Consider the following 25,682-nt stretch of genomic DNA (forward strand, 5'->3'; position numbering starts at 1 on the left):
ATTAGGTGGTGGCCAGGGTGAAACTGTCCTTCGGCAATGATGCCGTGGTGTTATTTATTTATGGCTTTGTGTTTCATCAAGGAACTAAAGGTGGGCGGTAAACTGCCCGGATTAAATAAATAACGCCTGACACTTTCTAACGACAGGTTGATCATGAAAAAAGCATTGGGTTTGACGATGGGCATTATCTGCCTGGCAGCCAGTATCGCTGCCCAGGCAACAAACGTAGCGCAACTGGTGGTGCGGGGGACGATCACTCCCACCTCCTGCAACCTGAGCCTGGGTGGTGGTGGGATCATCGACTACGGGACCATCCGCTCCGGCGAGTTGTCCCAGACCGCCTTCAACCCTCGCGAGGAGCGAACCACCTCGGTGTCCGTCAACTGCGGCAGCACCCCGGCCAAGTTCGCCCTGGCCCTGACCGACCTACAGGCTAGCAGCAAGGTCACCGGGATCCTCGGTGCCGGCTATACCGAGGCGCAGAACTTCGGCTTGGGGGCCGTATCGAACCGGCGTACCGGCGGTTACTCGGTCACCCTGCGCGACCTGAGGTCGTCAGGGGTGGTGTTGAACCCGATCATGCGGTCGGGCACCGGCGCCTGGCAGGTCAGTGATGGCAAAGTCGCGCAATCCCCCAGCCAGTATTCGTGGCGCAATGGCGCGACCATTACTCCGGCAGCCGTTGCCCAACTGACCGGTGTGATTGCGGTCAAGGCGGTCATCAACAAGGCGCAGGACCTGGACCTCACCCGGGATGTCACGCTGGATGGGCGGGCTACTTTAGTACTTAGTTACATCTAAGCACTTATAAAAACAGCCGATATTGCAACGGAAGTTTTCTTGGTACTTCCGGAACTTGTCGGCTGCTTTTGCGTGGGCACTTGTTTGCTATTTGTTTGGGTCGTTGCGGAGAAAACACTGTGAGTTGTTTTTTGAAAGCGAGTGTGACGCTGTTGAGTTGTTCAGCTTTACTGTTTTGCGCAAGTGGCATGGCCTTCGCCGATGGCATGCAGCCCGAGACAACGGTGGTCGTGCTCTATGAAGAAGACGGTGAAGCGACGATCAATCTCAAGAACACCGATCCGGGTCCCGCGTTACTTCACTCGGTGATTGAAAACATCCCGGAAGATCAAGAGCCGCTGCTGGTTGTCACGCCGCCGATTAGTCGGGTCGAAGCCGGTGAAACCCAGTTGGTGCGTTTTATCAGCACCGCCACTGCGCCGCTCAAGACCCAGCGCTTGAAACGCGTGTCCTTTGAAGGCATCCCCCAGGCCCGCAGCCCCGGCGGGGCGACCATTGGCATCACGCTGCGCCAGAACCTGCCGCTGATCCTGCATCCCAAGGGGCTGGCCAGGCACCAGGCACCCTGGGAACTGCTGAGGTGGAAGCGCCAGGGCAGTGGCCTGGTCGTGCACAACGACAGTGCGTATGTAGTGCGGTTGGCGCTGGAGTTGCAACTGCTGCCGGGCAAACAGTTGGCGACCCTGCCGCGCAGCTACATCCTGCCGGGTGAGACCCTGGCGGTCGCGACCCAGGGCGCCCTTTCCGCCGTCAGCTCGGTGGTCCTGCAGCCGGCGACTGTCTACGGGTTCAGCGTCGACAGTTACCAAGCCAATGTGGCCGATCATGGGAATTGACCGGGCGGTGGGCAAGATGACGGGTGGTGCCCGTTGTTCGGGGCTGTTCATGGGCCTGGCCAGCCTTTTCGGGGGGCATGGGGAGGTGGTGGCCATCGAGCTGGGGACGGGGTTTGACCTGGCGGCCCTGACCACCCATGGCATTGATCCAAAAGTCTCGGAATACTTTCGCAGTGCCGCGCGTTTTCGCGAGGGTGTCCAGGTGGTCGGGCTGCGGGTCAATGGCGCCGCATTGGGGCTGGTCGACGCTCGTTTCGACTATCAGGGCCAACTGTGCTTTACCCGAGGGCTGCTGGACAAGGCCGGTTTGCGGGTGCCATCGGTGATCTTGCAGGCCGGTGTCACGGCCGATCAGGCATGCCATGACTTTATTGGTGAGTATCCGGCAACGATAGTGCGGCTGCGCCCCGGCAGTGACGAAGTATCCCTGGTGGTGCCCACGCAATCGTTGCGCGAGGCGCAGTGGGAGGCGGGCAGCTTCAGCCAGGGCGGTACGGCCGCCATGCTCAACTACGATGTGCTGGGGTTCGACAGCCATGCACGTGATGGCTCCAGCCGGTTTGTCTCGGCCTATACCGAGGCGGGGTTCAACCTGGGCAACTGGGTTGTGCGCAGTCGGCAGTTCTACATTTCCGATAATGGCAGGGGCAGCAGCGAGCATGTGTATGCCTACGCCCAGCGCGATTTCGCGGCCCTGCAATCGACCTTCCAGGCAGGCCAGATTTCCAGCCGCAGCCCGGTGTTTGGTGGGCTCCAGCTTTCGGGCTTCCAATTCTTTCCCGATGGTGTGGCGCGCCTTGGGAGCGCCAACGGTGTAGTGGTCGAAGGCCTGGCCCATAGCCAGGCGAGGGTTGAGGTGCGCCAGTCCGGGGTACTGATTTATTCGACCCTGGTGCCTGAAGGCCCCTTCAGCCTGACCGGTCTGCCGCTGCTCAATGGCACCAGTGACCTGGACGTGAGTGTCATCGGGACCCGGAGTGGCAAGCGCAGTTTCGTGGTGCCGGCGGCGTCGTTCGGAGCCCAGGTGCCTGTGGCGCCTGGCTTCGACTTTGCCCTGGGCAAGGTGCGCGAAACGCTCGTCAGTGGCCGGGAGCAACCGGTGGTGGCGATGGGCAGCGGTACCTGGGGCCTGGGCGCAGGCACGGCCCTGGGGTTCGGCGTGCTGGGGACAGATGAATATCATGCGGCCGGTGGTACGTTGAGCCGGGTGTTTTTCCAGCGGGTTTCGCTGACGGCAAGGCACAACATGTCGCGTGACCAGGTCCGTGGCGTGGGCGGCACGCGCAATGCCGTGTCGCTGGGCAGCCCGTTGGGCGCCGGGGTTGAAGTGAACCTGAGTGCTACTACCCAGAGCCGAGGTTATCGGGATGTCCTGGAGGCAGGCGCCGTCTCGAACAAGGACTTTCTGGATGCGCGTTTCCAGCGCCAGTACACCGCCGGGCTGAGTTGGGCCGAGCCGCTGTTTGGCGCGCTATCTCTCAGCTATTCGCGCAGCACCCAGTTTGACGGGCAGGGTGCCGAACACGTATTCGCGTCGTGGAACAGGCGTTTCAGTGAGGTTGATGTCGCGTTGATCGCCGACTCGCAAACCGGCCCGTCGCGCCGCCGAAAACGCCGTTATGCCGCCAATGAGGAGCTTCCCTCGCAAGGGATGTCCCTGCGCCTGCAGGTCAGCCTGCCCTTTGGCGAGAGCCGTCGCCTGACCTCCTACGCCAGTCGGCGCAATGGCCGCTCCGATATCGGCACATCCTTGTCGGAACGGGTCAATGAGTATGTGGACTATGAGGTTGGAGCCGAGCGCGATCTGACGGACCGCCAGCAATCGGTGCACGGGCGGGTCGATGTCATGCCGCGCTACACCCGCATAGGTGCGGGAGTGAACCGCGACGCCTCGGGAACCAGCTACACCGGGCAATTGCAGGGCGCCGTGGTGGCCCATGGGCAAGGGCTGACTTTTTCGCCCTACCCGGTACAGGACACGTTCGGCCTGCTGTCGGTGGGGAATATCTCGGGCGCCAAGGTCGAGACGCCCCAGGGCCCGGTCTGGACCGACTATCGCGGCCAAGCGGTCATTCCTGGGCTACCGGCGTACAGCAACAGCCACCTCCAAGTGCAGACCCAGTCGCTGCCCAAGCGCGTCGACCTCAAGAACGGCACCCAAACCCTGGCGGCTGCACGCGGCTCGTTCAATACCGTGGAATTCCAGGTGGTCAGTGCCCGCCGTGTTCTATTGACTGCCCGTGATCAGCATGGGCGCACGTTACCCCAGGGAGCTGCTGTGTTTGGCACCGACAAGGCCTTTGTGACCAGCGTGGTGGGCGAAGGCCTGATCTTCCTGAATGACAGCCAGCCCCAGCAAACCCTGAGTGTCCAATTGCCGGATTCGACCAAACCCTGCCTGTTGCAACTGAACCTTGAGCCAGAGCCCTCCAATGACAAACTTTATGAAACCGCCTCGGCCACCTGCCAAGGGTTGTAAATCGGTGAGCAGGTTTTATCAGCGCCTGTTGTTCGTTATCGCGATATTGGCCAGTGAAGCCAGTGTCGCCAATTGCCAGTTGGTTTTAAGCCAGCCTCGCGTCGACTTTGGCATATTGCGCCACGCGCAGTGGCTCGATGGCCCCGCCAGTTCACCGTCACTGGGCAAGCGTACGGTGGTGCTGAACGTGGTGTGCATCGATCCCGTGCCCATGGCGATCCGGTTTGGCGGGTTGCCTGCGGGAGGGCGGGGGTTTCGGTTTGGTGACGAGGGCGTCGTTACCTTGAGTATCCGGCACTCCCAGCTGGATGGCCGCCCCGTGGACCTGGCCGTCGACGGCTCGACCGGCGATCAGCTTGTGCCCGGGCAGGTGCTGATCGCCCGGGCCGCAGGCGTACCGGTGACAGGCCGGCGATTATCGGCGCAGTTGGAGGTCGACCCGTATCTGCCGGTCGATGCGTTCTCTGTGCGCCGTGAAACCACATTGGAAGGGCAGGTCCAGGTCGAGTGGGTGCCGCACGAGGCTGGCATCAGCCCGGCTGCTCCACAGAACCAATAAAGTTGGCTAGCTCAGCGGTGCGCGGTTGGGCAAACAGAACCTTCGGGTCGCCAACCTCATGTACCTTGCCCTGGTGCATGAACACCAATTTGTCGCCGACTTCCCGGGCAAAACGCATCTCGTGGGTGACCATGATCAAGGTCATGCCATCCTTAGCCAGTTGGCGCACCACTGTGAGCACTTCATTGACCAACTCCGGGTCCAGCGCCGAGGTGATCTCATCGCACAGCAACACTTTGGGCGACATCGCCAGTGCCCGTGCGATGGCCACCCGCTGTTGCTGGCCGCCGGACAGGCGATCCGGGAAGGCATCGAATTTTTCCCCCAGCCCGACGCGCTCCAGCATCTGTCGCGCCAGGTCCGCGGCCTTGGCCTTGGTGACTTTTTGCACGACCTGGGGCGCGAGCATGACGTTTTCGCCCACGGTCAAATGGGGGAACAGGTTGAACTGCTGGAACACCATGCCGACTTTCTGCCGCAGGCTGCGCAGGTCGGCGCGGGCCGCGTCGAGGTATTCGCCGTCGACTTCAATCACCCCATCGTTGATCGACTCCAGGCCATTGAGGGTGCGCAGCAAGGTGGATTTTCCCGAGCCACTGCGGCCGATGATCGCCACCACCTGGCCTTCCTCGACCGTCAAATCGATACCCTTGAGCACATGGTGATCGCCGTAATACTTGTGCAGCGCGGATATTCTAAGCAGAGGCATGCAGTCTCCTTTCCAGGTAGCGGGCACTGAGGGACAAGGGGTAGCAGAGCAGGAAGTAACCGAGTGCCACCAGGCTGTAGACCATGAAGGGCTCGAAGGTGGCGTTGGCGAGCATGCTGCCGGTCTTGGTCAATTCGGTGAAGCCGATGATCGACGTCACCGCCGTGCCCTTGACCACCTGCACCGAGAAACCCACTGTCGGCGCCACGGCAATTCGCAGGGCCTGGGGCAAAATCACGTGGCGCAGTTGCTCATAAGGGTTGAGGGCCAGGCTGGCGGAGGCTTCCCACTGACCATGGGCGATCGCGTCGACACAGCCGCGCCAGATCTCGGCCAGGTAGGCGCTGGTAAACAGGGTCAAGGCAATCGCGGCGGCCAGCCACGGCGAGATATCGATCCCCAGCAAGGCGATGCCGAAGAACACCAAGAACAACTGCATCAGCAGCGGCGTGCCCTGGAACAGTTCGATATAGGTGCGGGCAATATTGCGCGGCAGTGCCTTTTTGCTGATGCGCAGGGTCATCACCAGCAAGCCGATCAGCCCGCCGCCGATAAACGCCACCAGCGACAACAGTAGCGTCCACTGCAGGCCGGTCAGCAGGTTGCGCACGATGTCCCAGAACGAAAAATCACTCATCGGCTGTTCCTCATCACATAGCGGCGGCCGATCCAGTTGAGCAACTGGCGGATCATCAACGCCATGCACAGGTACACCAGGGTGGTCAGTGCATAGGTTTCAAACGCACGGAAATTGCGGGACTGGATAAAGTTGGCGGCAAAGCTCAACTCTTGCGTGGCGATCTGTGAGCACACCGCCGAACCGAGCATCACGATGATGATCTGGCTGCTCAGCGCCGGCCATACCTTGCCCAGCGCCGGCAGCAACACCACATGGCGGAACGCTTCAAGGCGCGTCATTGCCAGCGCCGCTGCGGCCTCCAGTTGCCCACGGGGAATCGCCTGGATCCCGGCGCGAATGATCTCCGTGGAATAAGCCCCCAGGTTGATCACCATCGCCAGCACCGCTGCCTGCCATTCGGAAATCTGCAGGCCCAGGGACGGCAAGCCGAAGAAGATGAAGAACAACTGCACCAGGAATGGCGTATTGCGGATCAACTCGACATACACCCCGAAGAGCCAGCAGAACGGCTGGATTTTCCATGCCCGCACCACGGCGCCGACAATCCCCAGCGCCACCCCAAGGATGGCGCCGATAGCGGTCAGCTCCAGGGTGAACAGCGCACCGCGCAACAACAGGTCGGTATTGGCCAGCACCGGCACAAAGTCGAATTGATAGGCCATGGATCAGCTCCGCCTCACAGGTCTGCCGGCAACGGTTCTTTGAGCCACTGCATCGCGTTTTTTTCCAGGCTGCCGTCAGCCTTGGCGGCGACCAGGATCTGGTTGACCTTCTCCAGCAGCGCCGGCTCGTTTTTGTTCACGCCGACATACACCGGCGAATCCTTGAGTTTGACTTTCAACGCCGGCACCCGCTTGGGGTTGCGCGCGCTGATCGCCACCATCACCACGTTGCCACTGGCGATCAGGTCTACCTGGCCGGCGAGGTAGGCGGCGATGGTCGAGTTGTTGTCTTCAAAGCGCTTGATCGTGGCTTCCTTGGGCGCGACGGCGGTCAACTCGATATCTTCGATGGCGCCGCGGGTTACGCTGATGGTCTTGCCCTTGAGGTCGTCGAGGCTCGCGATGGCCGCGTCAGGTGGGCCAAATACCGCGAGATAGAACGGCGCGTAGGCCTTGGAGAAGTCGATGACCTTCTCGCGCTCCGGGTTCTTGCCCAGGCTGGAAATCACCAGGTCCACTTTGCCAGTGGTGAGGAACGGGATGCGATTGGTGCTGTTGACCGGGGTCAGCTCCAGCTTGACCTTGAGTTGCTCGGCCAACAGTTTGGCGGTGTCGATATCCAGGCCGCGCGGCTTTATGTCGGGGCCGACCGAGCCGAACGGCGGGAAATCCTGGGGCACCGCGACCTTGAGGGTGCCACGGGCGACGATATCGTCCAGGCCGTTGGCCTGGGCTGGCGCCTGGCTGAGCATCAGGCTGGCAAACAAGGCAGTGAGCAGGGCGCTGCAACGCTTGGTCATGGCAACTCTCCGAAAAGGGTGAAGGGATTTTCTGAGTTTGCCCAGTGCACAGCCCATGCCATGACGCCCTGAAACGGTTGCAAGGCAGGATTTAATGGGCTTGCAGCGGTCTTACTGGTCTGAACAGTCAGCCGCTGTTTCGCACCCTTTTCGAGCGCCGGCAAAACCGCGCGAGCCCCTTTGGGGCGTGGCTTGCGGGCTGCCGAGAATAGATTTACAACTAGGCCTACTGTTGACTAAAACCTCGGGTTTTTATGAATTCCATCGCCCAAGCCGTACCGGAAGCGGCCTTGCAAGCCATCCGCAAACTGATCAAGCAACAGGGCTTCGGGCCAGGTGATGCATTGCCTTCCCAGCGTGACCTGGCGCTGCAACTGGGGGTCAGTCGTGCCTCGTTGCGTGAGGCCTTGTCATCGCTCAGCGCTCTGGGGGTGGTCAGCGTGCAACCGGGCAAGGGCGTGTTCGTGCAGGCACCACCGGCGGGTGATATGGGCGGTGTGGCCTGGCCGTTTACGGCACAGGCCAGCCCGTTGGATATCTTCCAGTTGCGTTACGCCCTGGAGGGTTTTGCTGCGGGGCTGGCGGCCATGACGTTGACCACCGAGGAACTGGATGGGCTCGAAGACAATGTCCAGGCCATGCGCCGGGAGCTCAAGGCCGGTGATTTCGAGGCCGCCGCACGGCTGGACTTCGCTTTCCACCAGCGCATCCTGTTGGCCAGTGGCAATCAGGCGATGGTGAGCATCCTCAGCGCCAGCGCCGAGGTGTTCCTGGAAAGCCAGAAACTACCGTTCATCCGACCGGAGCGGGCGATGGAAACCTGGCAGGAGCACCGCAAGATCCTCCGTGCCCTGGCCCGGCGCAGCAGCGCGGCGGCGCACAAATCCATGCAGGAGCACGTGCGTAACGCGGCGCTGCGTACGGGGATCGCCCTTATCACCCCGGTAGCCTCATGACCCGGCCATATCCAAAATGATGGCGTCCCATAGCAAGAGTCAATCAGCGGCGGCTTCCTGAACGAAGGAAGGGCGGCTATGATGGGCAACGTTTTTTTTGCTTACAACCCGGAGACATCCATGAGCAGCGATCTTATCAAGCACGTCACCGACGCGACCTTTGATGCCGAAGTCCTTCAGGCCCAAGGCCCGGTGCTGGTTGACTACTGGGCTGAGTGGTGCGGCCCTTGCAAAATGATCGCCCCGGTCCTGGACGATATCGCAGCTACCTACGAAGGCAAGCTGACCATCGCCAAGCTGAACATCGACGACAACCAGGAAACCCCGGCCAAGCATGGCGTACGTGGTATCCCGACCCTGATGTTGTTCAAGAACGGCAACGTCGAGGCCACCAAGGTCGGCGCGCTGTCGAAGTCGCAACTGCAAGCTTTCCTCGACGCCAACATCTAAGCGTCGTCAAAAAGCCCCGCAAATTGCGGGGCTTTTTCGTGAAACAGGGCTAGACGCTCCCAAACTCAGGTGGTACATTCGGCCCCGCACTGGTTTCTCCACTGCCCCCTGCAAGCCGTCGCCGACGCATTCCTTTCGATTAGTACGCGATCCTGTCGCCTTCTCTGCGGCGCGGCCTCATTAAGCCAAAAGCTTAATTCCCCCCCTCTATAAATGATTACGTCATTCCTATATGAATCTGACTGAACTCAAGCAAAAGCCGATTACCGACCTGCTCCAACTGGCCGAAGAAATGGGCATAGAAAATATGGCCCGTTCGCGCAAGCAGGACGTGATTTTCTCCCTGCTGAAAAAGCACGCGAAAAGCGGCGAGGAAATCTCCGGTGATGGCGTGCTGGAGATTCTCCAGGACGGCTTCGGCTTCCTCCGCTCTGCAGACGCCTCCTATCTCGCCGGCCCAGACGATATCTACGTCTCGCCGAGCCAGATCCGTCGCTTCAACTTGCGCACCGGTGACACCATCGTTGGCAAGATCCGTCCTCCAAAGGAAGGCGAGCGTTACTTCGCCCTGCTCAAGGTCGACACGATCAACTTCGATCGTCCCGAGAACGCGAAGAACAAGATTCTCTTCGAGAACCTGACGCCGCTGTTCCCGACCGTGCGCATGAAGATGGAAGCCGGCAACGGTTCCACTGAAGACTTGACCGGTCGTGTGATCGACCTGTGCGCCCCGATCGGCAAGGGCCAGCGTGGTCTGATCGTCGCACCGCCGAAAGCCGGTAAGACCATCATGCTGCAGAACATTGCAGCGAACATCGCGCGTAACAACCCTGAAGTTCACCTGATCGTGCTGCTGATCGATGAGCGTCCGGAAGAAGTGACCGAAATGCAGCGCACCGTGCGCGGCGAAGTGGTTGCCTCGACGTTCGATGAGCCGCCAACCCGCCACGTGCAGGTTGCCGAAATGGTGATCGAGAAGGCCAAGCGCCTGGTCGAACACAAGAAGGACGTGGTGATCCTGCTCGACTCCATCACCCGTCTGGCCCGTGCCTACAACACCGTGATCCCGAGCTCCGGCAAAGTGCTCACCGGTGGTGTCGATGCCCACGCCCTGGAGAAGCCGAAACGTTTCTTCGGCGCCGCGCGTAACATCGAAGAAGGCGGCTCGCTGACCATTATCGCCACCGCTCTGGTTGAAACCGGCTCGAAGATGGACGAAGTGATCTACGAAGAGTTCAAGGGTACCGGCAACATGGAACTGCCGTTGGACCGTCGCATCGCTGAAAAACGCGTGTTCCCGGCCATCAACATCAACCGCTCCGGCACCCGCCGCGAAGAGTTGCTGACGGCCGACGACGAACTGCAGCGCATGTGGATCCTGCGCAAGCTGCTGCACCCGATGGACGAAGTTGCCGCCATCGAGTTCCTGATCGACAAGCTGAAAACCACCAAGACCAACGACGAGTTCTTCCTGTCGATGAAGCGTAAGTAATACGACGTTTCAGGTCCGAAAGAATGGCGCCCCCAGGGGCGCCATTTTTTTTCGTGCGTTTTTTAAGCATGTTCCAAACGCAAATACGCCGCGATAAGCTGCCAGCCGCCCTCAGAGCAGGTAGGATGTACGCCTATTTTACGGGTGGCATGGTTAATGAAATTCAAGGATCTTCGGGATTTCGTGCAGCAACTTGAGCAGCGCGGAGAGTTGAAACGTATTCAGGTGCCGGTTTCCCCGGTCCTGGAAATGACTGAGATTTGCGACCGCACCCTGCGTAACAAGGGCCCGGCGCTGCTGTTCGAGAACCCCACAGGCTTTGATATCCCGGTGCTCGGCAACCTGTTCGGCACGCCCGACCGGGTGGCGTTCGGCATGGGCGCCGAGTCGGTCAGCGAACTGCGCGAGATCGGCAAGCTGCTGGCCTTCCTCAAGGAGCCCGAGCCGCCCAAGGGCCTCAAGGATGCCTGGTCGAAGCTGCCGATCTTCCGCAAGATCATTGCCATGGCGCCCAAAGTGGTCAAGGACGCGGTGTGCCAGGAGGTGGTCATCGAAGGCGATGATGTCGACCTGGCGATGCTCCCGGTGCAGACCTGCTGGCCCGGCGACGTCGGCCCGCTGATCACTTGGGGCCTGACCGTCACCAAGGGGCCGAACAAAGACCGCCAGAACCTCGGCATCTACCGCCAGCAAGTGATCGGCCGCAACAAGGTGATCATGCGTTGGCTGAGCCACCGTGGCGGCGCGCTGGACTTTCGTGAGTGGTGCGAGAAGCATCCCGGCCAGCCGTTCCCGGTGTCTGTCGCCCTGGGCGCCGACCCGGCCACCATCCTCGGAGCCGTGACGCCGGTGCCGGACAGCCTGTCCGAATACGCCTTTGCCGGCCTGTTGCGCGGCAACCGCACCGAGCTGGTGAAGTGCCGTGGCAACGACCTGCAAGTGCCGGCCACCGCCGAAATCATCCTCGAAGGCGTGATTCATCCGGGCGAGATGGCCGATGAAGGCCCCTATGGCGACCACACCGGCTACTACAACGAAGTCGATAGCTTCCCGGTGTTCACCGTCGAGCGCATTACCCACCGGATCAAGCCGATCTACCACAGCACCTACACCGGCCGCCCGCCGGATGAGCCGGCGATCCTGGGTGTGGCGCTGAACGAAGTGTTCGTGCCGATCCTGCAGAAGCAGTTCCCGGAAATCACCGACTTCTACCTGCCGCCGGAAGGCTGCTCGTACCGCATGGCCATCGTGACCATGAAGAAGTCCTACCCGGGCCACGCCAAGCGCGTCATGCTCGGTGTGTGGTCGTTTTTGCGACAGTTCATGTACACCAAGTTCGTTATTGTCACCGATGACGACATCAATGCCCGGGACTGGAACGATGTGATCTGGGCCATCACCACGCGCATGGACCCCAAGCGCGACACAGTGATGATCGATAACACGCCGATCGACTACCTCGACTTCGCCTCGCCGGTGTCGGGCCTGGGCTCGAAGATGGGCCTGGATGCCACCCACAAGTGGCCGGGTGAAACCACCCGTGAGTGGGGCCGGGTGATCGTCAAGGATGAAGCCGTGACGGCGCGTGTCGATGCGATGTGGAAAGAATTGGGAATAGATTGATGCGTGTAACCCTGCAACCTTCCGGTGCGGTCCTCGACTTGCAGCCGGGCGAGCGGATTCTTGAAGGTGCGCGGCGCCTGGGCTACGAATGCCCGCAGGCGTGCCGCAATGGCGTGTGCCACGTGTGCGCGGCCCTGTTGGTCGAGGGCCGGGTGCAGCAGGCCGGCGAGGTGCGCGATCATGGCGAGTTCTACACCTGCATCGCCGAGCCGCTGGAAGATTGCATCGTGCTATGGGATGGCGTGTTGGCGCCGGGGGAGTTGCCGGTGCGCAAGCTTGCCTGCCAGTTGAGCGAGTGCGTGGACCTGGGTGGCGATGTGTGGCGCGTGCGCCTGCGTGCGCCGGCCGGCAAGGCGCTGCGCTACCACGCTGGCCAGTACCTGATGATCGAGCGCGAAAACGGCGAGAAATCAGCGTTTTCCCTGGCGTCGGCGCCCCATGCCGGGCGCGACCTGGAGCTGCATGTGCTGGTGCGCGAAGACAGTGCCCGCAGCCTGATCGAGCAGTTGCAGCGCAACCAGATGGCGCGGGTCGAACTGCCGTTTGGCGATACCCACCTGGCCGAGCTGCCCGACGGGCCGCTGGTGCTGATCGCGGCCGGCACCGGCATGGCGCAGATGCACAGCCTGATCGAGCACTGCCGGGCCAGCGGTTTCAAGCACCCGGTGCATCTGTACTGGGGCGTGCGCCGTCCCGAAGATTTCTACCAGGTCGAACACTGGGAGCAGTGGCAGCAATTGCCCAACTTGTTCCTGCACAAAGTGGTCAGCGACCTGTGCGGTTGGGAAGGGCGTTGTGGCTTGTTGCATGAGGCGGTGTGCGAGGACATAACCGACCTCAAGGCTGTGCATGTCTACGCCAGCGGTTCGCCGGCGATGATCTATGGCACGCTGGATGCGCTGGTCAACGCGGGCATGGATGCACATCAGATGCGTGCTGACGTGTTTGCCTACGCCCCTCGCGCCTGAGGCGCCGATCAAACTGTGGGAGCGGGCTTGCCCGCGATAGTGGTGTATCAGTCACCGACGATATTGACTGAACCAACGCTATCGCGGGCAAGCCCGCTCCCACAGGGGATCTGCGCATGGCAGGGAATTTTGGTACCGCCACAAATCAAATATGGGGGCGGGCAAGCTCCCACATCGGATTGTGTCTACTCGGGTGCGCGGCCTCAGAAGCGCACGCCCGTGGTCACCATCGCCGCATTGAACCCCAGCAGCACAAGCTCTGCCGCCACCGGCCCATAGTGCGCGCCTACCGACGGAATGATCACTGGTGCCACGCCGTAGCGGTTCAGCGGGATCTTGTCGCGGTATTTGCCGCGATAGCCCTGGATCGCCCCGCCGGTCAGCTTCAGGTACACCGGATAGTTGGCCATGTCATAGCGCTTGCCCGCATAGGCGTAATACGAGCGCTGGCGAAACGAGTTGCGAAAGGTCGCACCGCCATACACCCACCCCGAAGCGTCATTGCGCTCCAGGCCGATCAGGTCCTGGTGGTTGTTGTGCTCGGGGTCCGGCGCAAAGTGCCGGGTGTAGACGCTGGTCTGGGCGTACCAGAAGCCTTTGTCGTCGTTGGCGGGTGTTTCGGCGGCCAGGGCGGTGGTGGCCTGCGCCAGGAGCAGCAGGCCAGAAAGTCGGTTTTTCATGGGGCGACCTCGATAGTCGGTTAATGCGCGGCTAAGTGGGGTCGTGACGCGGGCCCATCTTGAGGCCAGGCCGCCCGTAAAGGCTGAACCGGTGCTGAAACAACGACGTTTACCGGGGCAATCCTGACGAATGGGGCCCATTGCTTATGCTTTCTCTTATTCTTAAAAGATATTTATTCGTCAAGATAAATATCATTAAGCTATATGTCATCGGGCCACCGACTTTCTGCCAATAACCAGTAAATGACCGCCACCGTCCGCCACACGGATCGATCGTATGAACTCAGGGCATTGAAGTTCTGACTTTTGATTGCAAGGGGAGCGGTATGGGGAGCTACAACAAACACGCGCTGTACACGGCGATTTTGTCAGCCAATTTGCTGACCGCCGTGGGATTCAATCCAGTGATTGCAGCTGAAACGACGACTGCGGACGCACCAAAACTCGACACGGTGATCGTCACCGGCACTCGTGCCCAAGAACGCACGGCCAGCGCCTCATTGTCACCAATTGATGTTATTTCCGGCGAAAGTCTGCGCAGTACCGGCTCCGATGAGCTGGGTGCTGTACTGGCGCGGCTGATTCCTTCCATCAACTTCCCACGCCCCAGCCTGGTGGACGGCGCCGAACTGGTGCGCCCGGCGCAACTGCGCGGCCTGTCGCCGGATCAGGTGCTGGTGCTGGTCAATGGCAAGCGGCGCCACACCAGTGCCTTCGTCAACCTGGGCGGGGCGGTCGGTCGCGGTTCGGCCCCGGCAGACTTGAATGCCATCCCGCTGTCGGCGGTCGACCATATCGAAGTGCTGCGCGATGGCGCGTCGGCCCGCTACGGCTCTGACGCGATTGCCGGGGTGATCAACGTGATCCTCAAGCAGACCGACCATGGAGGCGCGGTTTCCAGCAAGTTCGGGCAATACAAGAAAGGCGACGGGATCCAGCGCAACATCAGCGGCAATACCGGCCTGGCAGTGGGCGAGAACGGGTTTATCAACCTCTCCGCCGAAGGCGCCGACAATGACTACACCAATCGCGCCGGCCACGATTACCGCCCGGCCAGCGTCGGCTCTACCACGTACGGCCAGCGAGTGTTCCGCCAGGGCGAACCCTCCACCAACGAAGGCAAGCTGTGGTTGAACGCCGGCTATGCCTTCAACGATGCTGCCGAGTTCTACACCTTTGGTGGCTACAGTAAGCGGCGCGGGGAGACGGCGGCGTTTTACCGGGCGAGCAATGCGTCCAACAACATCCCGGCGCTCAACCCCAATGGCTACTTGCCGCTGATCCGTGGCAACCTCGAAGACACCTCGCTGGTGGCCGGCCTGCGTGGGCAGTTGGCGTATGACTGGCACTACGACCTGTCGGCCAACTACGGCAAGAACCAGTACGAACTGCGCACCGAAACCATCAACACCTCCCTGGGCCTGGCGACGCCGCGCAAGTTCGACAACGGCACCCTGAGCAACGAACAGAAGCAGCTCAGCCTGGACCTGTCCCGGGAGTTCGACCTTGGTTGGTTGCCGTACCCGGTGTCGGTGGCCTTCGGTGGTGAGTACCTGCACCAGGGCTATGAGATTGAAGCCGGTGAGCCGGCGTCCTACTACCAGACCGGCAGTTCGGGCCTCGGCGGTTTCCGTGATGCCGACGCCGGCAGCACCTCGCGCCACAACTGGGCGCAATACCTGGACCTGGAAACCAATTTCACCGAGAAGCTCGGGGTTTCGGCGGCGGTGCGCCATGAGGACTACAGCGACTTTGGCTCCAACGTCAGCGGCTCGCTGTCGGCTCGCTATGACTTCACCCCGCAGGTGGCCCTGCGCGGCAGCATTTCCAATGGCTTTCGCGCACCGTCCCTGGCCCAGCAGAACTTTGCCTACACCTCGTCGCAGTTGATCGGCAACACTATCCAGGAAGCCGGCACGTTCCCGGCCACCAGCCAGGTCGCCCGCCTGCTCGGCGCCGAAGACCTCAAGGCCGAAAAGTCGCGTAACTACAGCCTGGGCCTGGTGCTGGAGCCCGCGGATAACCTGACGGTGACGGTCGACGTGTACCGTATCGATATCCGCGACCGTATCAGCCTGTCGTCCAACCTCGCGCTCAACGCGGCGACTCGCGCTTATCTGCAGGCCAACGGTGTCGGCAACATCGACTACACCACCGCCCGTTACTTCACCAATGCCACCGACACCAGCACCGATGGTGTCGACCTGGTGGCCAACTACCGCTACCAACTGGATAACGGCATCCGCTGGAACAGCACTGTGGGCTACAACTACAACCACACCAAGGTCACGGACGTGAAGGCCAACCCGGCCATTCTCGATAGCCTGGGCGCCAACCTGGTGCGGGTCGACCGGCGCGAGCGCATCGGCTTGCTGGGCGACACCACGCCCCAGCACAAGTTGAGCCTGGCCAACGATTTCACCTTCGGCAACTGGGCGCTGCACAGCAACCTGGTGCGTTATGGCGAATTCACCAGCTACCAGGCAGACAAGGTCAACGACCAGACCTTCAAGGCCGCCTGGGTGCTGGACCTGTCGGCTGACTACAAATTGCACAACTGGACCTTCACCGTGGGCGGCGACAACGTGACCGACAAATACCCGGAAAAGCTCAATGCCTACGCCAGCAGTGGCGGCAACCTGGCCTATAGCACTTTTTCGCCTTACGGTTACAGCGGCGCGTTCTATTACGGTAAAGTCGCCTATAACTGGTAATGCACAGGAGACCTAAGCGATCTGCCATGACCGTTATTGAATCCGAACGTCTGCAATTGGCTTACCCACCGCGGCTCGATCTGGGGCCGCAACTCACTCACGAACAATTGATGAGCTCGATGCAAGCCACCATGGGCCTGCACAAGGGTGGGCCGGTCTGGCTGTTTGCGTATGGCTCGCTGATCTGGCGTCCCGAGTGTTCGGCAACCCAGCGCCTGCGCGCCCGGGTCCATGGGTATCACCGGGGCCTGTACCTGTGGTCCCACGAGCACCGGGGCACGCCGGAGTTGCCGGGGCTGGTGTTTGGCCTGGATCGTGGTGGCTCGTGCAGCGGCTTTGCCTACCGCCTGCCGGAGGATCAACTGGAGGCCTCGCTCTATGCCTTGTGGCAGCGCGAGATGCCTTACCCATCGTATCGGCCACATTGGCTCAGTTGCCGGCTTGAAGACGGCAGCCAGGTGCAGGCGTTGGGTTTTGTGCTGGAGCGGCACCTGCCCAGCTACGCCGGCAACTTGCCCGACAGCGTGCTGAACCAGGTATTTGAAAGCGCTTGCGGGCGTTACGGCACCACTCGCGATTATGTCGAGCAGACCGTCAACGCCCTGCGTAGCCACGCCATGCCAGATAAAAATCTGGAGGCGCGGCTCAAGCGATGTGCCAAAGGCGTCGCGGCGATTAACGCGCCGAGCTGACGCTATTGGTGTGCCACAGGGTTGGGATCAGGAACGCGATGGCCAGCAGGCACGCGCCGATCAGCAGCACAAAGCCGCCGTCCCAGCCGAAGTGGTCCACGGTGTAGCCCATGGCCGCACTGGCCGCTACCGAACCGCCCAGGTAACCGAACAGGCCGGTAAAGCCTGCCGCCGTACCAGCGGCTTTCTTCGGCGCCAGCTCCAGCGCCTGCAGGCCGATCAACATCACCGGGCCGTAGATCAAAAAGCCAATGGAGAACAGCGCGATCATGTCGACCATCGGGTTGCCTGGCGGGTTGAGCCAGTACACCAGGGTCGCCACGGTCACCAGGGCCATGAACACAATGCCGGTCAGGCCACGGTTGCCACGGAAGATCTTGTCCGACATCCAGCCGCACAGCAGCGTGCCGGGAATCCCCGCCCATTCGTAGAAGAAGTACGCCCACGACGACTTGTCGACGGTGAAGTGCTTGGCTTCCTTGAGGTAGGTCGGTGCCCAGTCCAGCACGCCATAGCGCAGCAGGTAGACGAACACGTTGGCGAAGGCGATGTACCAGAGCATTTTGTTGCGCAGCACGTACTTGACGAAGATTTCCTTGGCGCTGAATTCGTCTTCGTGGCTGGCGTCGTAGCCTTCCGGGTAGTCGTTCTTGTACTTCTCGATAGGCGGCAGGCCCACCGACTGCGGGGTGTCGCGCATGGTGATGAAGGCAAACGCCGCCACTGCCAAGGCTACGGTGGCCGGCACGTAGAACGCTGCGTGCCAGTCGTTGAACCAGGCCATGCCCAACAGGAACAGCGGGCCGATCAGGCCGCCGCCGACGTTATGCGCCACGTTCCATACCGACACCACGCCGCCGCGTTCTTTCTGCGACCACCAGTGCACCATGGTCCGCCCGCTTGGCGGCCAGCCCATGCCCTGGGCCCAGCCGTTGATGAACAGCAAAATGAACATCATGGTCACGCTGGAGGTTGCCCAAGGCGCGAAACCGAAAATGAACATCACCCCGGCCGATACCAGCAGGCCAAACGGCAGGAAATAGCGCGGGTTGGAGCGGTCGGACACCAGGCCCATGAGGAACTTGGACAGGCCGTAGGCAATGGCGATTGCCGACATGGCCAAGCCCAGTTGACCACGGGTGTAACCCTCGTCGATCAGGTACGGCATGGCCAGGGAGAAGTTTTTGCGCAGCAGGTAGTAACCCGCGTAGCCAAAGAAAATACCGGCGAAGATCTGCCAGCGCAGTCGTCGGTAGGTACTGTCGATCTTTTCTTCAGGCAGGGGTGCCTGGTGTGGGGCAGGACGAAAGAAAGCAAACATTCAAGAGCTCCAAATTTCTTGTTTTGACTGCGGATGCGAATGTTACAGTTTCGTTACCGAAAATAGCATCGCCTCTTATCCGCAAACACAGGAAACCGGAGTAATTGCATGTTCTTTTACGAACATGTCGCCAATAGACAAGTATGGGTCGTAACCAGATTCTTCAGAACACCGCAGACCCACTGTAGGAGCTGGCTTGCCTGCGATAGTGGTGGATCAGTTACCAACGATGTAGCTGGCCCACCGCTATCGCAGGCAAGCCAGCTCCTACATTGATTGCATTTCAAATCACTGGCGGACCTGCACGACCACCTTGCCCACCGCCCTGCGCTGCCCCAGGTCATTGATCGCCTGCGCCGCGTTATCCAGCGGATACACCTGCGACACCAGCGGCTTCAACTTGCCCTGCGCATACCAACTGAACAACTGCTGGAAATTCGCCGCGTTATCCTGCGGCTGGCGCTGGGCGAACGAGCCCCAGAACACCCCGAGCACCGCCGCGCCCTTGAGCAGCGCCAGGTTCACCGGTAGTTCAGGGATACGCCCGCTGGCAAACCCCACCACCAGCAGGCGGCCGTTCCAGGCAATGGCGCGGATGGCCTGGTCAAACAGATCGCCACCCACCGGGTCGTAGATCACGTCGGCGCCGTTGCCATCGGTCAGGCGTTTGATTTCATCCTTGAGGTTGCTTTCGCTGTAGTTGATCAACTCATCGGCCCCGGCAGCCTTGGCCACGGCCAGCTTGTCGGCGCTGCTGGCGGCGGCGATCACCCGGGCACCCATGGCCTTGCCGATTTCCACGGCGGCCAGTCCGACGCCACCGGACGCGCCCAGTACCAGCAGGGTCTCGCCAGCGGCCAGATGGCCACGCTGGGTGAGGGCGTGCATCGAAGTGCCGTAGGTCATGCTGAAGGCAGCGGCGGTATTGAAATCCATGCTCGGTGGGATCGGCAGCACGTTATAGCCCGGCACCGCGACCTGCTCGGCAAAGCTGCCCCACCCGGTCAACGCCATGACCCGGTCGCCGACCTTGAGGTGGCTGACCTTTTCCCCGACCTCGCTGACCACACCTGCCGCTTCGCCACCCGGCGAGAACGGGAAGGGTGGCTTGAACTGGTACTTGCCCTCGATGATCAGCGTGTCCGGGAAATTCACCCCGGCGGCGTGCACATCCAGCAGGATCTCGTTCTTCTTGATCGCCGGGCTTTCGACGTCTTCCAACACCAGGGTTTCGGCAGGGCCGAAGGCTTTGCACAGCACGGCTTTCATCGGACTATTCCTTTTGGCGTATTGGCCGATAAGTGTAGGTGGGTAAGGTCACGGGTCAACGAGCATGCCCCGGCCTGATAAGTCGCCATAAGCTTGTGCTCTGCCTTGCTAGCGTTATGCTACTGGCCACCGAATATGAGGAATGAACTGTGAAAGCGTGGATCCTGTTGATGCTGGCCCTGACGTTGCCGATGGCAGCCCATGCCGAAGAAGCCAAGGAAGGCGAAGCGCCCAAGGTCAGCTATTACAGCCTGACGCCGCCTTTTGTCGGCAACTACGCCCTGGATGGCGGCCCGAAACTGCGGGTATACAAGGCCGACGTGGCCCTGCGCGTGACCGGCCCGGAAGCGGCGGCGGCGATCAAGGCCAATGAGCCGCTGATTCGCAATCAACTGGTGGCGTTGTTTACCCAGCAGACAGTCGAGAGCATGGGCAGTGTCGAGGGCAAGGAGAAGTTGCGCCAGGAAGCGCTGAAGCAGGCTCAGCAAGTGATGAACGATGAGACGGGCAAGCCGGTGGTTGAGGATTTGTTGTTTAACAACCTGATCATTCAATAGGTCCGAGTGGGGGGACTTTTGATGGTTTAAAAAACCAGCAACTAAGTTGCTGGTTGTAATAGTTAGTACACAGTGAGCTTCAGTATTTTTCTATCTGTTCTCCATACCCCCTCGGGGGGCGCGTCGAAGATAAAGTAGAAAGTGAAAAATAGTGCTGTGTTGGCTGTTTGGTAGCTCATTGATGAACCCCAAGAGTGCCATTGGCCATCTTGTGGAGGGTTGACTGACAATGTGGGGCCGCTGGGGCCGTCGGTGTCTCTGGTGATTTCGAAGCGGGGGTTTTTACCCGTTACCGCAGTACGCTCGAATAGATATCTGAGCGCAGTTATCGTGTAGACATTACTTCTCCAGGTGTATTCAACCTCTATCGCTCCTTTATATCCATGCAATGAATACTCCCCTGTAACTGTTGTTTTTCCGTTGGGGTTATTCGAGTCGATCTTAATCTCTATGACCTCTGGGGTGGCAGCGTCGCTGGAGCCACTGTTATCCGAATCTGATTTATTGACCATTTTCGCTCTCCCGGGGTGCTACGGCGATAAGTTCGTGGTTGGCTGTTCAAGCTAACAAGGGGAGAGGAATGCCGGCTACTGTCATAAATGACAGTTTTTTATTTTGTTTTTTAATAGGCTTAGTGGTTTTTATAATTTACAAGTGATAGTTCAAGACGCCAGACTCTTCCTGAACCGCGCCAACGCCACCGCAAAAAACAGCAACCCAATTCCCGCCAGCGCCAGCAAATCCGGCCACACCACGCTCACCCCCGCATCCCGGAACAGAATCGCCGCACTCAAACTCACAAAGTGCGTGGACGGCGAGCCCTGCATCACCCATTGCAACCATTCGGGCATGCTGTCCAACGGCGTACTGCCGCCTGATAACAGCAGCATCGGAATGATCACCGGGATCGCCAGCAAGCCGAACTGCGGCGTCGAGCGGGCGAGGGTGGCAAGGAAGATGCCCAAGGCGGTGCTGGCAAACAGGTATAACGCCGTCACCAGCAGGAACAGGCTCAACGAGCCGGCCAGCGGCACGCCGAGCAGGCCCTTGACCACCACTTCCAGGGACAGCCAGGTACACAGCACCACCACCAGCATATTGCTCCAGATTTTTGCCAGCATGATTTCCAGGGCGGTCAGCGGCAACACCAGCAAATGGTCGAGGGTGCCGTGCTCGCGTTCGCGCAGCAGGGCGGTGCCGGTCAGTACGATGGCGAGGATGGTGATGTTGTTGACGATCTGGATCACCGCCAGGAACCAGCCACCTTCCAGGTTGGTGTTGAACAACGCGCGGGTGGTGAGGGCCGCTGGCGCGCGCTGGCTGGCGTCGGACTGGCCGCCGTAGGTCAGCAGTTCGCGCTGGAAAATCCGCCCGATATAGCCCGCGCCCATAAACGCCTGGCTCATGGCCGTGGCATCCACGTTGACCTGCACGCTCGGCTGGCGTCCGGCCAACAGGTCGGCCTGGAAATTGGCCGGCACGTTGATCACGAAAGTGTACTGGCCGCTGTCCATGACCTTGTCCAACTGGTCGTAGGGCAGTGGCACGGCAGGCTGGAACTCCGGTGGCTGCAGGGCTTCGGCCAACTGGCGCGACAATTGGCCGTGGTCTTCATCGACAAAGGCCACGCTGGCGTTGTGCACGCCAATCACCGAGCCGGCCGCCGGCATGTAGATGGCGACGGTGAAGGCATAGAACAGGAACAACAGCAGCACGCTGTCGTGGCGCAGGCTGGTGAGCTCTTTGACTCCCAGGCGCAGGATATGGGCGAACTTGTGCATCAGGCCTCCTGCTTCTTGAGCATGACCAGGCTCAGTCCGGTGAAACCCAGGAAAAACCCGAACAGCGCCAGGCACTGTGGCCACAGTTGGCGCAGGTCCAGGGCTTTGGTGAAGGTGCCGACGGCGACATCCAGGAAGTAACCGGCGGGAAACAGCATCCCCATCAGCGCCGCCGCCCCTTCCAGGGACGAGCGCGGCACGATCAACCCGGAGAACTGGATGGTCGGCAGGCTGGTGATAATCATGGTGCCGAGGATCGCCGCGATCTGGGTGCGGGTGAACGCGGAAATCAGCAGGCCCATGCTGGTGGTGGCCAGCACATACAGCAGGCCGCCAAACGCCAGGGTCAGGCCGCTGCCCTTGAACGGCACGCCGAACAGCCAGCGGTTCATCGCCACCAGCAAGGCCAGGTTGATCAGGCTGATCACCAGGTACGGCGCCTGTTTGCCAAGAAGGAACTCCAGGCGGGTAAGGGGCGTGGCGTAGAAGTTGGTGATCGAGCCCAGTTCCTTCTCGCGCACGATGCCCAGGGCGGTGAGCATGGCCGGGATAAACGCCAGGATCAGCGCCATCACACCCGGGCCGATGGCATTTACGCTGACCACGTCCTGGTTGTAGCGAAAGCGCGTTTCCAGCTTGGCCGCGGCCGGTTGGGACAGCGGTGTGCTGTTGAGTTCGGCCAGTTGTTGCAGGTTGGCCTGGTGTACGGCTTCTACATAATTGCGGCTGGTCTCGGCGCGAAACGGCATTCCTCCATCGAGCCAGGCGGCCACCGCTGGTTGGCGCCCGGCGTAGAGGTCGCGGCCAAAGCCGGGGGGAATTTCCAGGGCCAGTTTGATTTCCGAACGTTGCAGGCGCCGGTGCAGCTCGGCTGAATCAGTGATCGGCGGCTGTTCGGCGAAGTAGCGCGAACTGCGAAAGGCCTCCAGATAGGCGCGGCTTTGCGGCGTCTGGTCCTGGTCATACACGGCGAAGGCGAGCTTCTCCACGTCCAGGGAAATGCCGTAGCCGAAGATCACCATCATGAAAATCGCCCCGAGCAGGGCAAAGGCCATGCGCACTTTGTCGCGCAGCAGTTCCTTGCCTTCACGGCTGGCCACCGCCAGCAGGCGCGCCAGGCTGAAGCCGCGCTTGCTGACGGGCGGCGTGGTCGGCGTGCTGACGCTCGCGCTGGGCGCGGCGGTTTCCGGGGTTTGCTGGGCTTGCTCCAGGCAGGTGACGAACGCGGCTTCCAGGGTCTCGCCGTGGAATTGTCGTTGCAGGGCGTCTGGCGTGTCGCAGGCCAGCACCTTGCCTGCGTGCATCAACGAGATGCGGTCGCAGCGCTGGGCTTCGTTCATAAAGTGGGTGGAGAGGAAAATCGTCACCCCTTGCTCGCGGGACAACTCCACCAGCAAGCGCCAGAAATCGTCGCGGGCGGCGGGGTCCACACCCGATGTGGGTTCGTCGAGGATCAGCACTTCCGGGCGATGCAGCACCGCCACGGCCAGGGACAGGCGCTGGCGCAAGCCCAGAGGCAACTCGCCGGAGGGTTGTTCGGCGACGCTGCCCAGGTCAAAACGCTGGATCAATTCTTCGATGCGTGGGCCGCTGTCGGCCTTGGGCAGATCAAATAACTGTGCGTGCAGCACCAGGTTCTGGCGCACGCTGAGTTCGCCGTACAGCGAGAAGCTCTGGGACATGAAACCCACGCGCTTGCGGGTCGCCAGGTCCTTGGCATTCACCGGGTTGCCCAGCAGCGTGGCGCTGCCTTCACTGGCCGGCATCAGCCCGGTGAGGACTTTCATGGTGGTGGTCTTGCCGCAGCCGTTGGAGCCGAGAAAGCCGAAGATCTCGCCACGGCCAATGGCGAAGCTGACTTTGTTGACAGCGGTGAAGTCGCCAAAGCGCAGGGTCAGGTCGTGGGCTTCGATGGCGATATCGGTGTTGTCGTTAGCCCGAGGGGGGATCACCAGCGGCTGGTTGTTGTGCGCGCTGTCGCCCTGGAAATGGGTGAACGCGTCATCCAGCTTGCCACTGGGCGTAACAGCAGCCAGGTCACGGCTCAGGCCATCGGCAATCAGCTTGCCGCGGTCGAGCATCAGGCAGTGCTCGAACTGCTCGGCTTCTTCCATGTAGGCCGTGGCCACCAGCAGCGTCAGTTGTGGGCGCTCGCTGCGTACGGTTTCTACCAGTTCCCAGAAGCGCCGGCGTGACAAAGGGTCGACGCCGGTAGTCGGTTCATCGAGGATCAGCAGGTCCGGATCGTGGATCAGCGCGCAGCACAGCCCCAGTTTTTGCTTCATCCCGCCCGACAGCTTGCCCGCGGGGCGGTCGGCGAAGCGTGCCAGGTCGGTGGCCAGCAACAGGTTGTGCATGCGCTGGTCGCAATCGGCTGTGGACAGGCCAAACAGGGTGGCGAAAAAACGGATGTTCTCGCTGATAGACAGCTCTGGATACAGGTTGCCACCCAGGCCCTGGGGCATAAAGGCGATCAACGGGTACAGGCTGTTGCGGTGGCGGCGGTCTTCGATGGAACCGCCCAGCACCTGCAAGTCACCGGTCTGCAGCTTTTTGACCCCGGCGATCAAGCCCAGCAGGCTCGACTTGCCCGCGCCATCGGGGCCGATCAGGCCGCAGCGGGTGCCGGCCGGCAGGCTGAAGGCGATGTCGATCAGCGCCTGTTGCTTGCCGTAGCGGTGGTTGATGCCCGTGGCGTGCAGCGCCAGCCCGTTCATTGCAGGTTGGCCGGCCAGTCCAGGTCGGCAGTGCGCACATAGCCGGCGCCGGGCATGCCGGGCTTGGCCTGGGGCACGGCGCTTGGTTGAGTCAGGCGCAGCTTGACGCGAAACACCAGTTTCTGGCGCTCGTCGCGGGTTTCCACTTCTTTGGGGGTGAACTGGGATTTGGCCGCGACAAAGCTGATTTTCGCTGGCAGCGGCTGATCCGGGAGGGCATCGAGCACGATCCGCGCTTCACTGCCCACGGTCAGGCGACCGGTGACGGAGGCGGGCAGGTAGAGGTTCATGTACTGGTCATTCGGATCGATCAGCAACAACACCCGCCCACCGGCGCCGAGCACTTCGCCAGGTTCGGCCAGGCGCAGTTGAATGATGCCGTCGATGGGCGCGCGCAGGCTGCTGTCGTCGATTTCGCTGGTCAGTTGCGCCACTTGGGCCTCGGCGGCACCAATGGCGGCCTTGACCGCATTCACCTGGGCCTGGGCGGCCACCACCGCCGCATTGCCGGTGTTCTGGCGTGCCTGCTGCTGGTCGATCAACTGCGCGCTGGCGAAACCGCGGCGGTACAGCTCTTGGGTCCGCTTGAGTTCCTGGCTGGCCAGCAGGTTCTCGCTCTGGCGCAATTGCACGTTGGCTTCGGCAGCGGCGAAGTTCTCCTTGGCGCGCAGTACTTCGGCTTCGGCCTGGGAACGCTGGGCTTCCAGGGTGCGGGTGTCGATACGCGCCAGCAGTTGGCCCTTGAGCACCTTGTCGCCTTCATCGACCCGCACCTCGGCCAAGCGGCCGGGGATCTTGGTGGCGATCTGCACTTCGGTGGATTCCAGTCGGCCGTTGCCCATGCTCAAGCCTTCCGGCAGGCGGTCGAGGGTGGACTTCCAGTAACCGAAGCCGCCGGCGGCCACCAACAGCAAAATCAGGAGAAAGGCGAAGAATTGCGAACTGCGATGTGACGTCGACATGGGTGCATCCTGCG

Annotated in this window: 23 protein-coding genes; 12 read left to right on the forward strand and 11 right to left on the reverse strand. The window is 61.2% G+C overall.

Going from position 1 to position 25,682, the window contains the following annotated elements; translation table 11 throughout:
• The first annotated feature begins 153 nt into the window (after positions 1-153).
• From HBO12_RS10510 to HBO12_RS10525, 4 genes are all read left to right on the forward strand, one after another.
• Entirely contained in the window at positions 154-801 is a 648-nt protein-coding gene (locus HBO12_RS10510; RefSeq protein ID WP_170042098.1) for a DUF1120 domain-containing protein, read from the forward strand.
• A 143-nt stretch (positions 802-944) separates the two neighbouring features.
• Complete coding sequence (locus HBO12_RS10515) at positions 945-1,637, forward strand: fimbria/pilus chaperone family protein (RefSeq protein WP_170042099.1); 693 nt, start codon at positions 945-947, stop codon at positions 1,635-1,637.
• Positions 1,627-4,116, forward strand: a complete 2,490-nt coding sequence (locus tag HBO12_RS10520; RefSeq protein WP_463671609.1) for a fimbria/pilus outer membrane usher protein — start codon at positions 1,627-1,629, stop codon at positions 4,114-4,116. The genes HBO12_RS10515 and HBO12_RS10520 overlap by 11 nt, the downstream gene beginning before the upstream one ends.
• 4 nt (positions 4,117-4,120) lie before the next feature.
• Entirely contained in the window at positions 4,121-4,675 is a 555-nt protein-coding gene (locus HBO12_RS10525) for a DUF1120 domain-containing protein (protein WP_178123719.1), read from the forward strand.
• Here the strand turns inward: HBO12_RS10525 and HBO12_RS10530 are convergent.
• The 4 genes from HBO12_RS10530 to HBO12_RS10545 are packed head-to-tail and all read right to left on the reverse strand — an operon-like array spanning position 4,647 to position 7,486.
• A complete protein-coding gene (locus HBO12_RS10530; protein WP_169955027.1) occupies positions 4,647-5,384 on the reverse strand; it encodes an amino acid ABC transporter ATP-binding protein in 738 nt (245 codons plus the stop codon). The genes HBO12_RS10525 and HBO12_RS10530 overlap by 29 nt on opposite strands.
• A complete protein-coding gene (locus HBO12_RS10535; RefSeq protein WP_170042100.1) occupies positions 5,371-6,021 on the reverse strand; it encodes an amino acid ABC transporter permease in 651 nt (216 codons plus the stop codon). The genes HBO12_RS10530 and HBO12_RS10535 overlap by 14 nt, the downstream gene beginning before the upstream one ends.
• Positions 6,018-6,686 carry an amino acid ABC transporter permease gene (locus HBO12_RS10540; RefSeq protein WP_170042101.1) on the reverse strand — a complete coding sequence of 223 codons (669 nt, stop codon included), beginning with the start codon at positions 6,684-6,686 and terminating at the stop codon, positions 6,018-6,020. The genes HBO12_RS10535 and HBO12_RS10540 overlap by 4 nt, the downstream gene beginning before the upstream one ends.
• A 14-nt stretch (positions 6,687-6,700) precedes the next feature.
• Positions 6,701-7,486 (reverse strand): transporter substrate-binding domain-containing protein, encoded by a 786-nt coding sequence (locus HBO12_RS10545; protein WP_170042102.1) that lies wholly within the window; start codon positions 7,484-7,486, stop codon positions 6,701-6,703.
• Between the two features lie 254 nt (positions 7,487-7,740).
• Between HBO12_RS10545 and HBO12_RS10550 the strand changes: the two genes are divergently transcribed.
• From HBO12_RS10550 to HBO12_RS10570, 5 genes are all read left to right on the forward strand, one after another.
• On the forward strand, positions 7,741-8,442 hold the full coding sequence (locus HBO12_RS10550; protein ID WP_170042103.1) for a FadR/GntR family transcriptional regulator: 702 nt from the start codon (positions 7,741-7,743) through the stop codon (positions 8,440-8,442).
• A gap of 120 nt (positions 8,443-8,562) precedes the next feature.
• Positions 8,563-8,892 (forward strand): thioredoxin TrxA, encoded by a 330-nt coding sequence (trxA, locus tag HBO12_RS10555; RefSeq protein WP_169955022.1) that lies wholly within the window; start codon positions 8,563-8,565, stop codon positions 8,890-8,892.
• A gap of 232 nt (positions 8,893-9,124) precedes the next feature.
• The gene (rho, locus tag HBO12_RS10560) at positions 9,125-10,384 is read left to right on the forward strand and encodes a transcription termination factor Rho (RefSeq protein ID WP_003176825.1); all 1,260 of its coding nucleotides are present in this window, start codon (positions 9,125-9,127) and stop codon (positions 10,382-10,384) included.
• 156 nt (positions 10,385-10,540) lie between these two features.
• Positions 10,541-12,007: a 4-hydroxy-3-polyprenylbenzoate decarboxylase gene (ubiD, locus tag HBO12_RS10565; protein ID WP_038444369.1), complete on the forward strand. Its 1,467-nt coding sequence runs from the start codon at positions 10,541-10,543 to the stop codon at positions 12,005-12,007.
• Entirely contained in the window at positions 12,007-12,975 is a 969-nt protein-coding gene (locus HBO12_RS10570) for a CDP-6-deoxy-delta-3,4-glucoseen reductase (RefSeq protein ID WP_170042104.1), read from the forward strand. The genes ubiD and HBO12_RS10570 overlap by 1 nt, the downstream gene beginning before the upstream one ends.
• Before the next feature lie 203 nt (positions 12,976-13,178).
• Here HBO12_RS10570 and HBO12_RS10575 read toward each other — a convergent pair whose 3' ends face one another.
• Positions 13,179-13,655 carry a sn-glycerol-3-phosphate transporter gene (locus tag HBO12_RS10575; protein WP_169955020.1) on the reverse strand — a complete coding sequence of 159 codons (477 nt, stop codon included), beginning with the start codon at positions 13,653-13,655 and terminating at the stop codon, positions 13,179-13,181.
• A gap of 326 nt (positions 13,656-13,981) precedes the next feature.
• Here HBO12_RS10575 and HBO12_RS10580 point away from each other — a divergent pair, with 326 nt between their 5' ends.
• Together HBO12_RS10580 and HBO12_RS10585 are read left to right on the forward strand one after the other, a co-directional pair.
• Positions 13,982-16,369 (forward strand): TonB-dependent receptor plug domain-containing protein, encoded by a 2,388-nt coding sequence (locus tag HBO12_RS10580; RefSeq protein WP_170042105.1) that lies wholly within the window; start codon positions 13,982-13,984, stop codon positions 16,367-16,369.
• A gap of 26 nt (positions 16,370-16,395) precedes the next feature.
• Complete coding sequence (locus HBO12_RS10585; RefSeq protein ID WP_169955018.1) at positions 16,396-17,061, forward strand: gamma-glutamylcyclotransferase; 666 nt, start codon at positions 16,396-16,398, stop codon at positions 17,059-17,061.
• On the opposite strand, the gene glpT is transcribed toward HBO12_RS10585, so the two are convergent.
• On the reverse strand, positions 17,045-18,382 hold the full coding sequence (glpT, locus tag HBO12_RS10590; protein WP_057440450.1) for a glycerol-3-phosphate transporter: 1,338 nt from the start codon (positions 18,380-18,382) through the stop codon (positions 17,045-17,047). The genes HBO12_RS10585 and glpT overlap by 17 nt on opposite strands.
• A gap of 288 nt (positions 18,383-18,670) precedes the next feature.
• Positions 18,671-19,651, reverse strand: coding sequence for an NADPH:quinone oxidoreductase family protein (locus HBO12_RS10595; protein ID WP_169955017.1), 981 nt, complete (start codon positions 19,649-19,651; stop codon positions 18,671-18,673).
• A gap of 149 nt (positions 19,652-19,800) precedes the next feature.
• On the opposite strand from HBO12_RS10595, the gene HBO12_RS10600 reads away from it, so the two are divergent.
• Complete coding sequence (locus tag HBO12_RS10600; protein WP_169955016.1) at positions 19,801-20,208, forward strand: flagellar basal body-associated FliL family protein; 408 nt, start codon at positions 19,801-19,803, stop codon at positions 20,206-20,208.
• A 62-nt stretch (positions 20,209-20,270) separates the two neighbouring features.
• Here HBO12_RS10600 and HBO12_RS10605 read toward each other — a convergent pair whose 3' ends face one another.
• The 4 genes from HBO12_RS10605 to HBO12_RS10620 all read right to left on the reverse strand — a co-directional run bounded on the left by HBO12_RS10605 (position 20,271) and on the right by HBO12_RS10620 (position 25,668).
• A complete protein-coding gene (locus tag HBO12_RS10605) occupies positions 20,271-20,720 on the reverse strand; it encodes a hypothetical protein (protein ID WP_169955015.1) in 450 nt (149 codons plus the stop codon).
• Positions 20,721-20,870: 150 nt separating this feature from the next.
• Entirely contained in the window at positions 20,871-21,989 is a 1,119-nt protein-coding gene (locus HBO12_RS10610; RefSeq protein ID WP_169955014.1) for an ABC transporter permease, read from the reverse strand.
• On the reverse strand, positions 21,989-24,706 hold the full coding sequence (gene rbbA, locus HBO12_RS10615) for a ribosome-associated ATPase/putative transporter RbbA (RefSeq protein ID WP_170042106.1): 2,718 nt from the start codon (positions 24,704-24,706) through the stop codon (positions 21,989-21,991). Before rbbA ends, HBO12_RS10610 begins: the two co-directional genes overlap by 1 nt.
• Positions 24,703-25,668, reverse strand: coding sequence for an HlyD family secretion protein (locus HBO12_RS10620; protein ID WP_169955012.1), 966 nt, complete (start codon positions 25,666-25,668; stop codon positions 24,703-24,705). Before HBO12_RS10620 ends, rbbA begins: the two co-directional genes overlap by 4 nt.
• Between the last annotated feature and the right edge of the window lie 14 nt (positions 25,669-25,682).

The organism is Pseudomonas sp. WS 5059, from assembly GCF_012985525.1.
Taxonomy (GTDB): Bacteria; Pseudomonadota; Gammaproteobacteria; order Pseudomonadales; family Pseudomonadaceae; genus Aquipseudomonas.

What these genes read in the sequence shown, in the direction of transcription:
- HBO12_RS10540 (WP_170042101.1), bottom strand. Translation starts at nt 6,686, where the DNA reads ATGGCCTATCAATTCGACTTTGTGCCGGTGCTGGCCAATACCGACCTG.
- rho (WP_003176825.1), top strand. Translation starts at nt 9,125, where the DNA reads ATGAATCTGACTGAACTCAAGCAAAAGCCGATTACCGACCTGCTCCAA.
- HBO12_RS10595 (WP_169955017.1), bottom strand. Translation starts at nt 19,651, where the DNA reads ATGAAAGCCGTGCTGTGCAAAGCCTTCGGCCCTGCCGAAACCCTGGTG.
- HBO12_RS10570 (WP_170042104.1), top strand. Translation starts at nt 12,007, where the DNA reads ATGCGTGTAACCCTGCAACCTTCCGGTGCGGTCCTCGACTTGCAGCCG.
- HBO12_RS10605 (WP_169955015.1), bottom strand. Translation starts at nt 20,720, where the DNA reads ATGGTCAATAAATCAGATTCGGATAACAGTGGCTCCAGCGACGCTGCC.
- ubiD (WP_038444369.1), top strand. Translation starts at nt 10,541, where the DNA reads ATGAAATTCAAGGATCTTCGGGATTTCGTGCAGCAACTTGAGCAGCGC.
- glpT (WP_057440450.1), bottom strand. Translation starts at nt 18,382, where the DNA reads ATGTTTGCTTTCTTTCGTCCTGCCCCACACCAGGCACCCCTGCCTGAA.
- HBO12_RS10510 (WP_170042098.1), top strand. Translation starts at nt 154, where the DNA reads ATGAAAAAAGCATTGGGTTTGACGATGGGCATTATCTGCCTGGCAGCC.
- HBO12_RS10530 (WP_169955027.1), bottom strand. Translation starts at nt 5,384, where the DNA reads ATGCCTCTGCTTAGAATATCCGCGCTGCACAAGTATTACGGCGATCAC.
- HBO12_RS10520 (WP_463671609.1), top strand. Translation starts at nt 1,627, where the DNA reads ATGGGAATTGACCGGGCGGTGGGCAAGATGACGGGTGGTGCCCGTTGT.
- HBO12_RS10535 (WP_170042100.1), bottom strand. Translation starts at nt 6,021, where the DNA reads ATGAGTGATTTTTCGTTCTGGGACATCGTGCGCAACCTGCTGACCGGC.
- HBO12_RS10620 (WP_169955012.1), bottom strand. Translation starts at nt 25,668, where the DNA reads ATGTCGACGTCACATCGCAGTTCGCAATTCTTCGCCTTTCTCCTGATT.
- HBO12_RS10610 (WP_169955014.1), bottom strand. Translation starts at nt 21,989, where the DNA reads ATGCACAAGTTCGCCCATATCCTGCGCCTGGGAGTCAAAGAGCTCACC.
- rbbA (WP_170042106.1), bottom strand. Translation starts at nt 24,706, where the DNA reads ATGAACGGGCTGGCGCTGCACGCCACGGGCATCAACCACCGCTACGGC.
- trxA (WP_169955022.1), top strand. Translation starts at nt 8,563, where the DNA reads ATGAGCAGCGATCTTATCAAGCACGTCACCGACGCGACCTTTGATGCC.
- HBO12_RS10580 (WP_170042105.1), top strand. Translation starts at nt 13,982, where the DNA reads ATGGGGAGCTACAACAAACACGCGCTGTACACGGCGATTTTGTCAGCC.
- HBO12_RS10585 (WP_169955018.1), top strand. Translation starts at nt 16,396, where the DNA reads ATGACCGTTATTGAATCCGAACGTCTGCAATTGGCTTACCCACCGCGG.
- HBO12_RS10545 (WP_170042102.1), bottom strand. Translation starts at nt 7,486, where the DNA reads ATGACCAAGCGTTGCAGCGCCCTGCTCACTGCCTTGTTTGCCAGCCTG.
- HBO12_RS10550 (WP_170042103.1), top strand. Translation starts at nt 7,741, where the DNA reads ATGAATTCCATCGCCCAAGCCGTACCGGAAGCGGCCTTGCAAGCCATC.
- HBO12_RS10575 (WP_169955020.1), bottom strand. Translation starts at nt 13,655, where the DNA reads ATGAAAAACCGACTTTCTGGCCTGCTGCTCCTGGCGCAGGCCACCACC.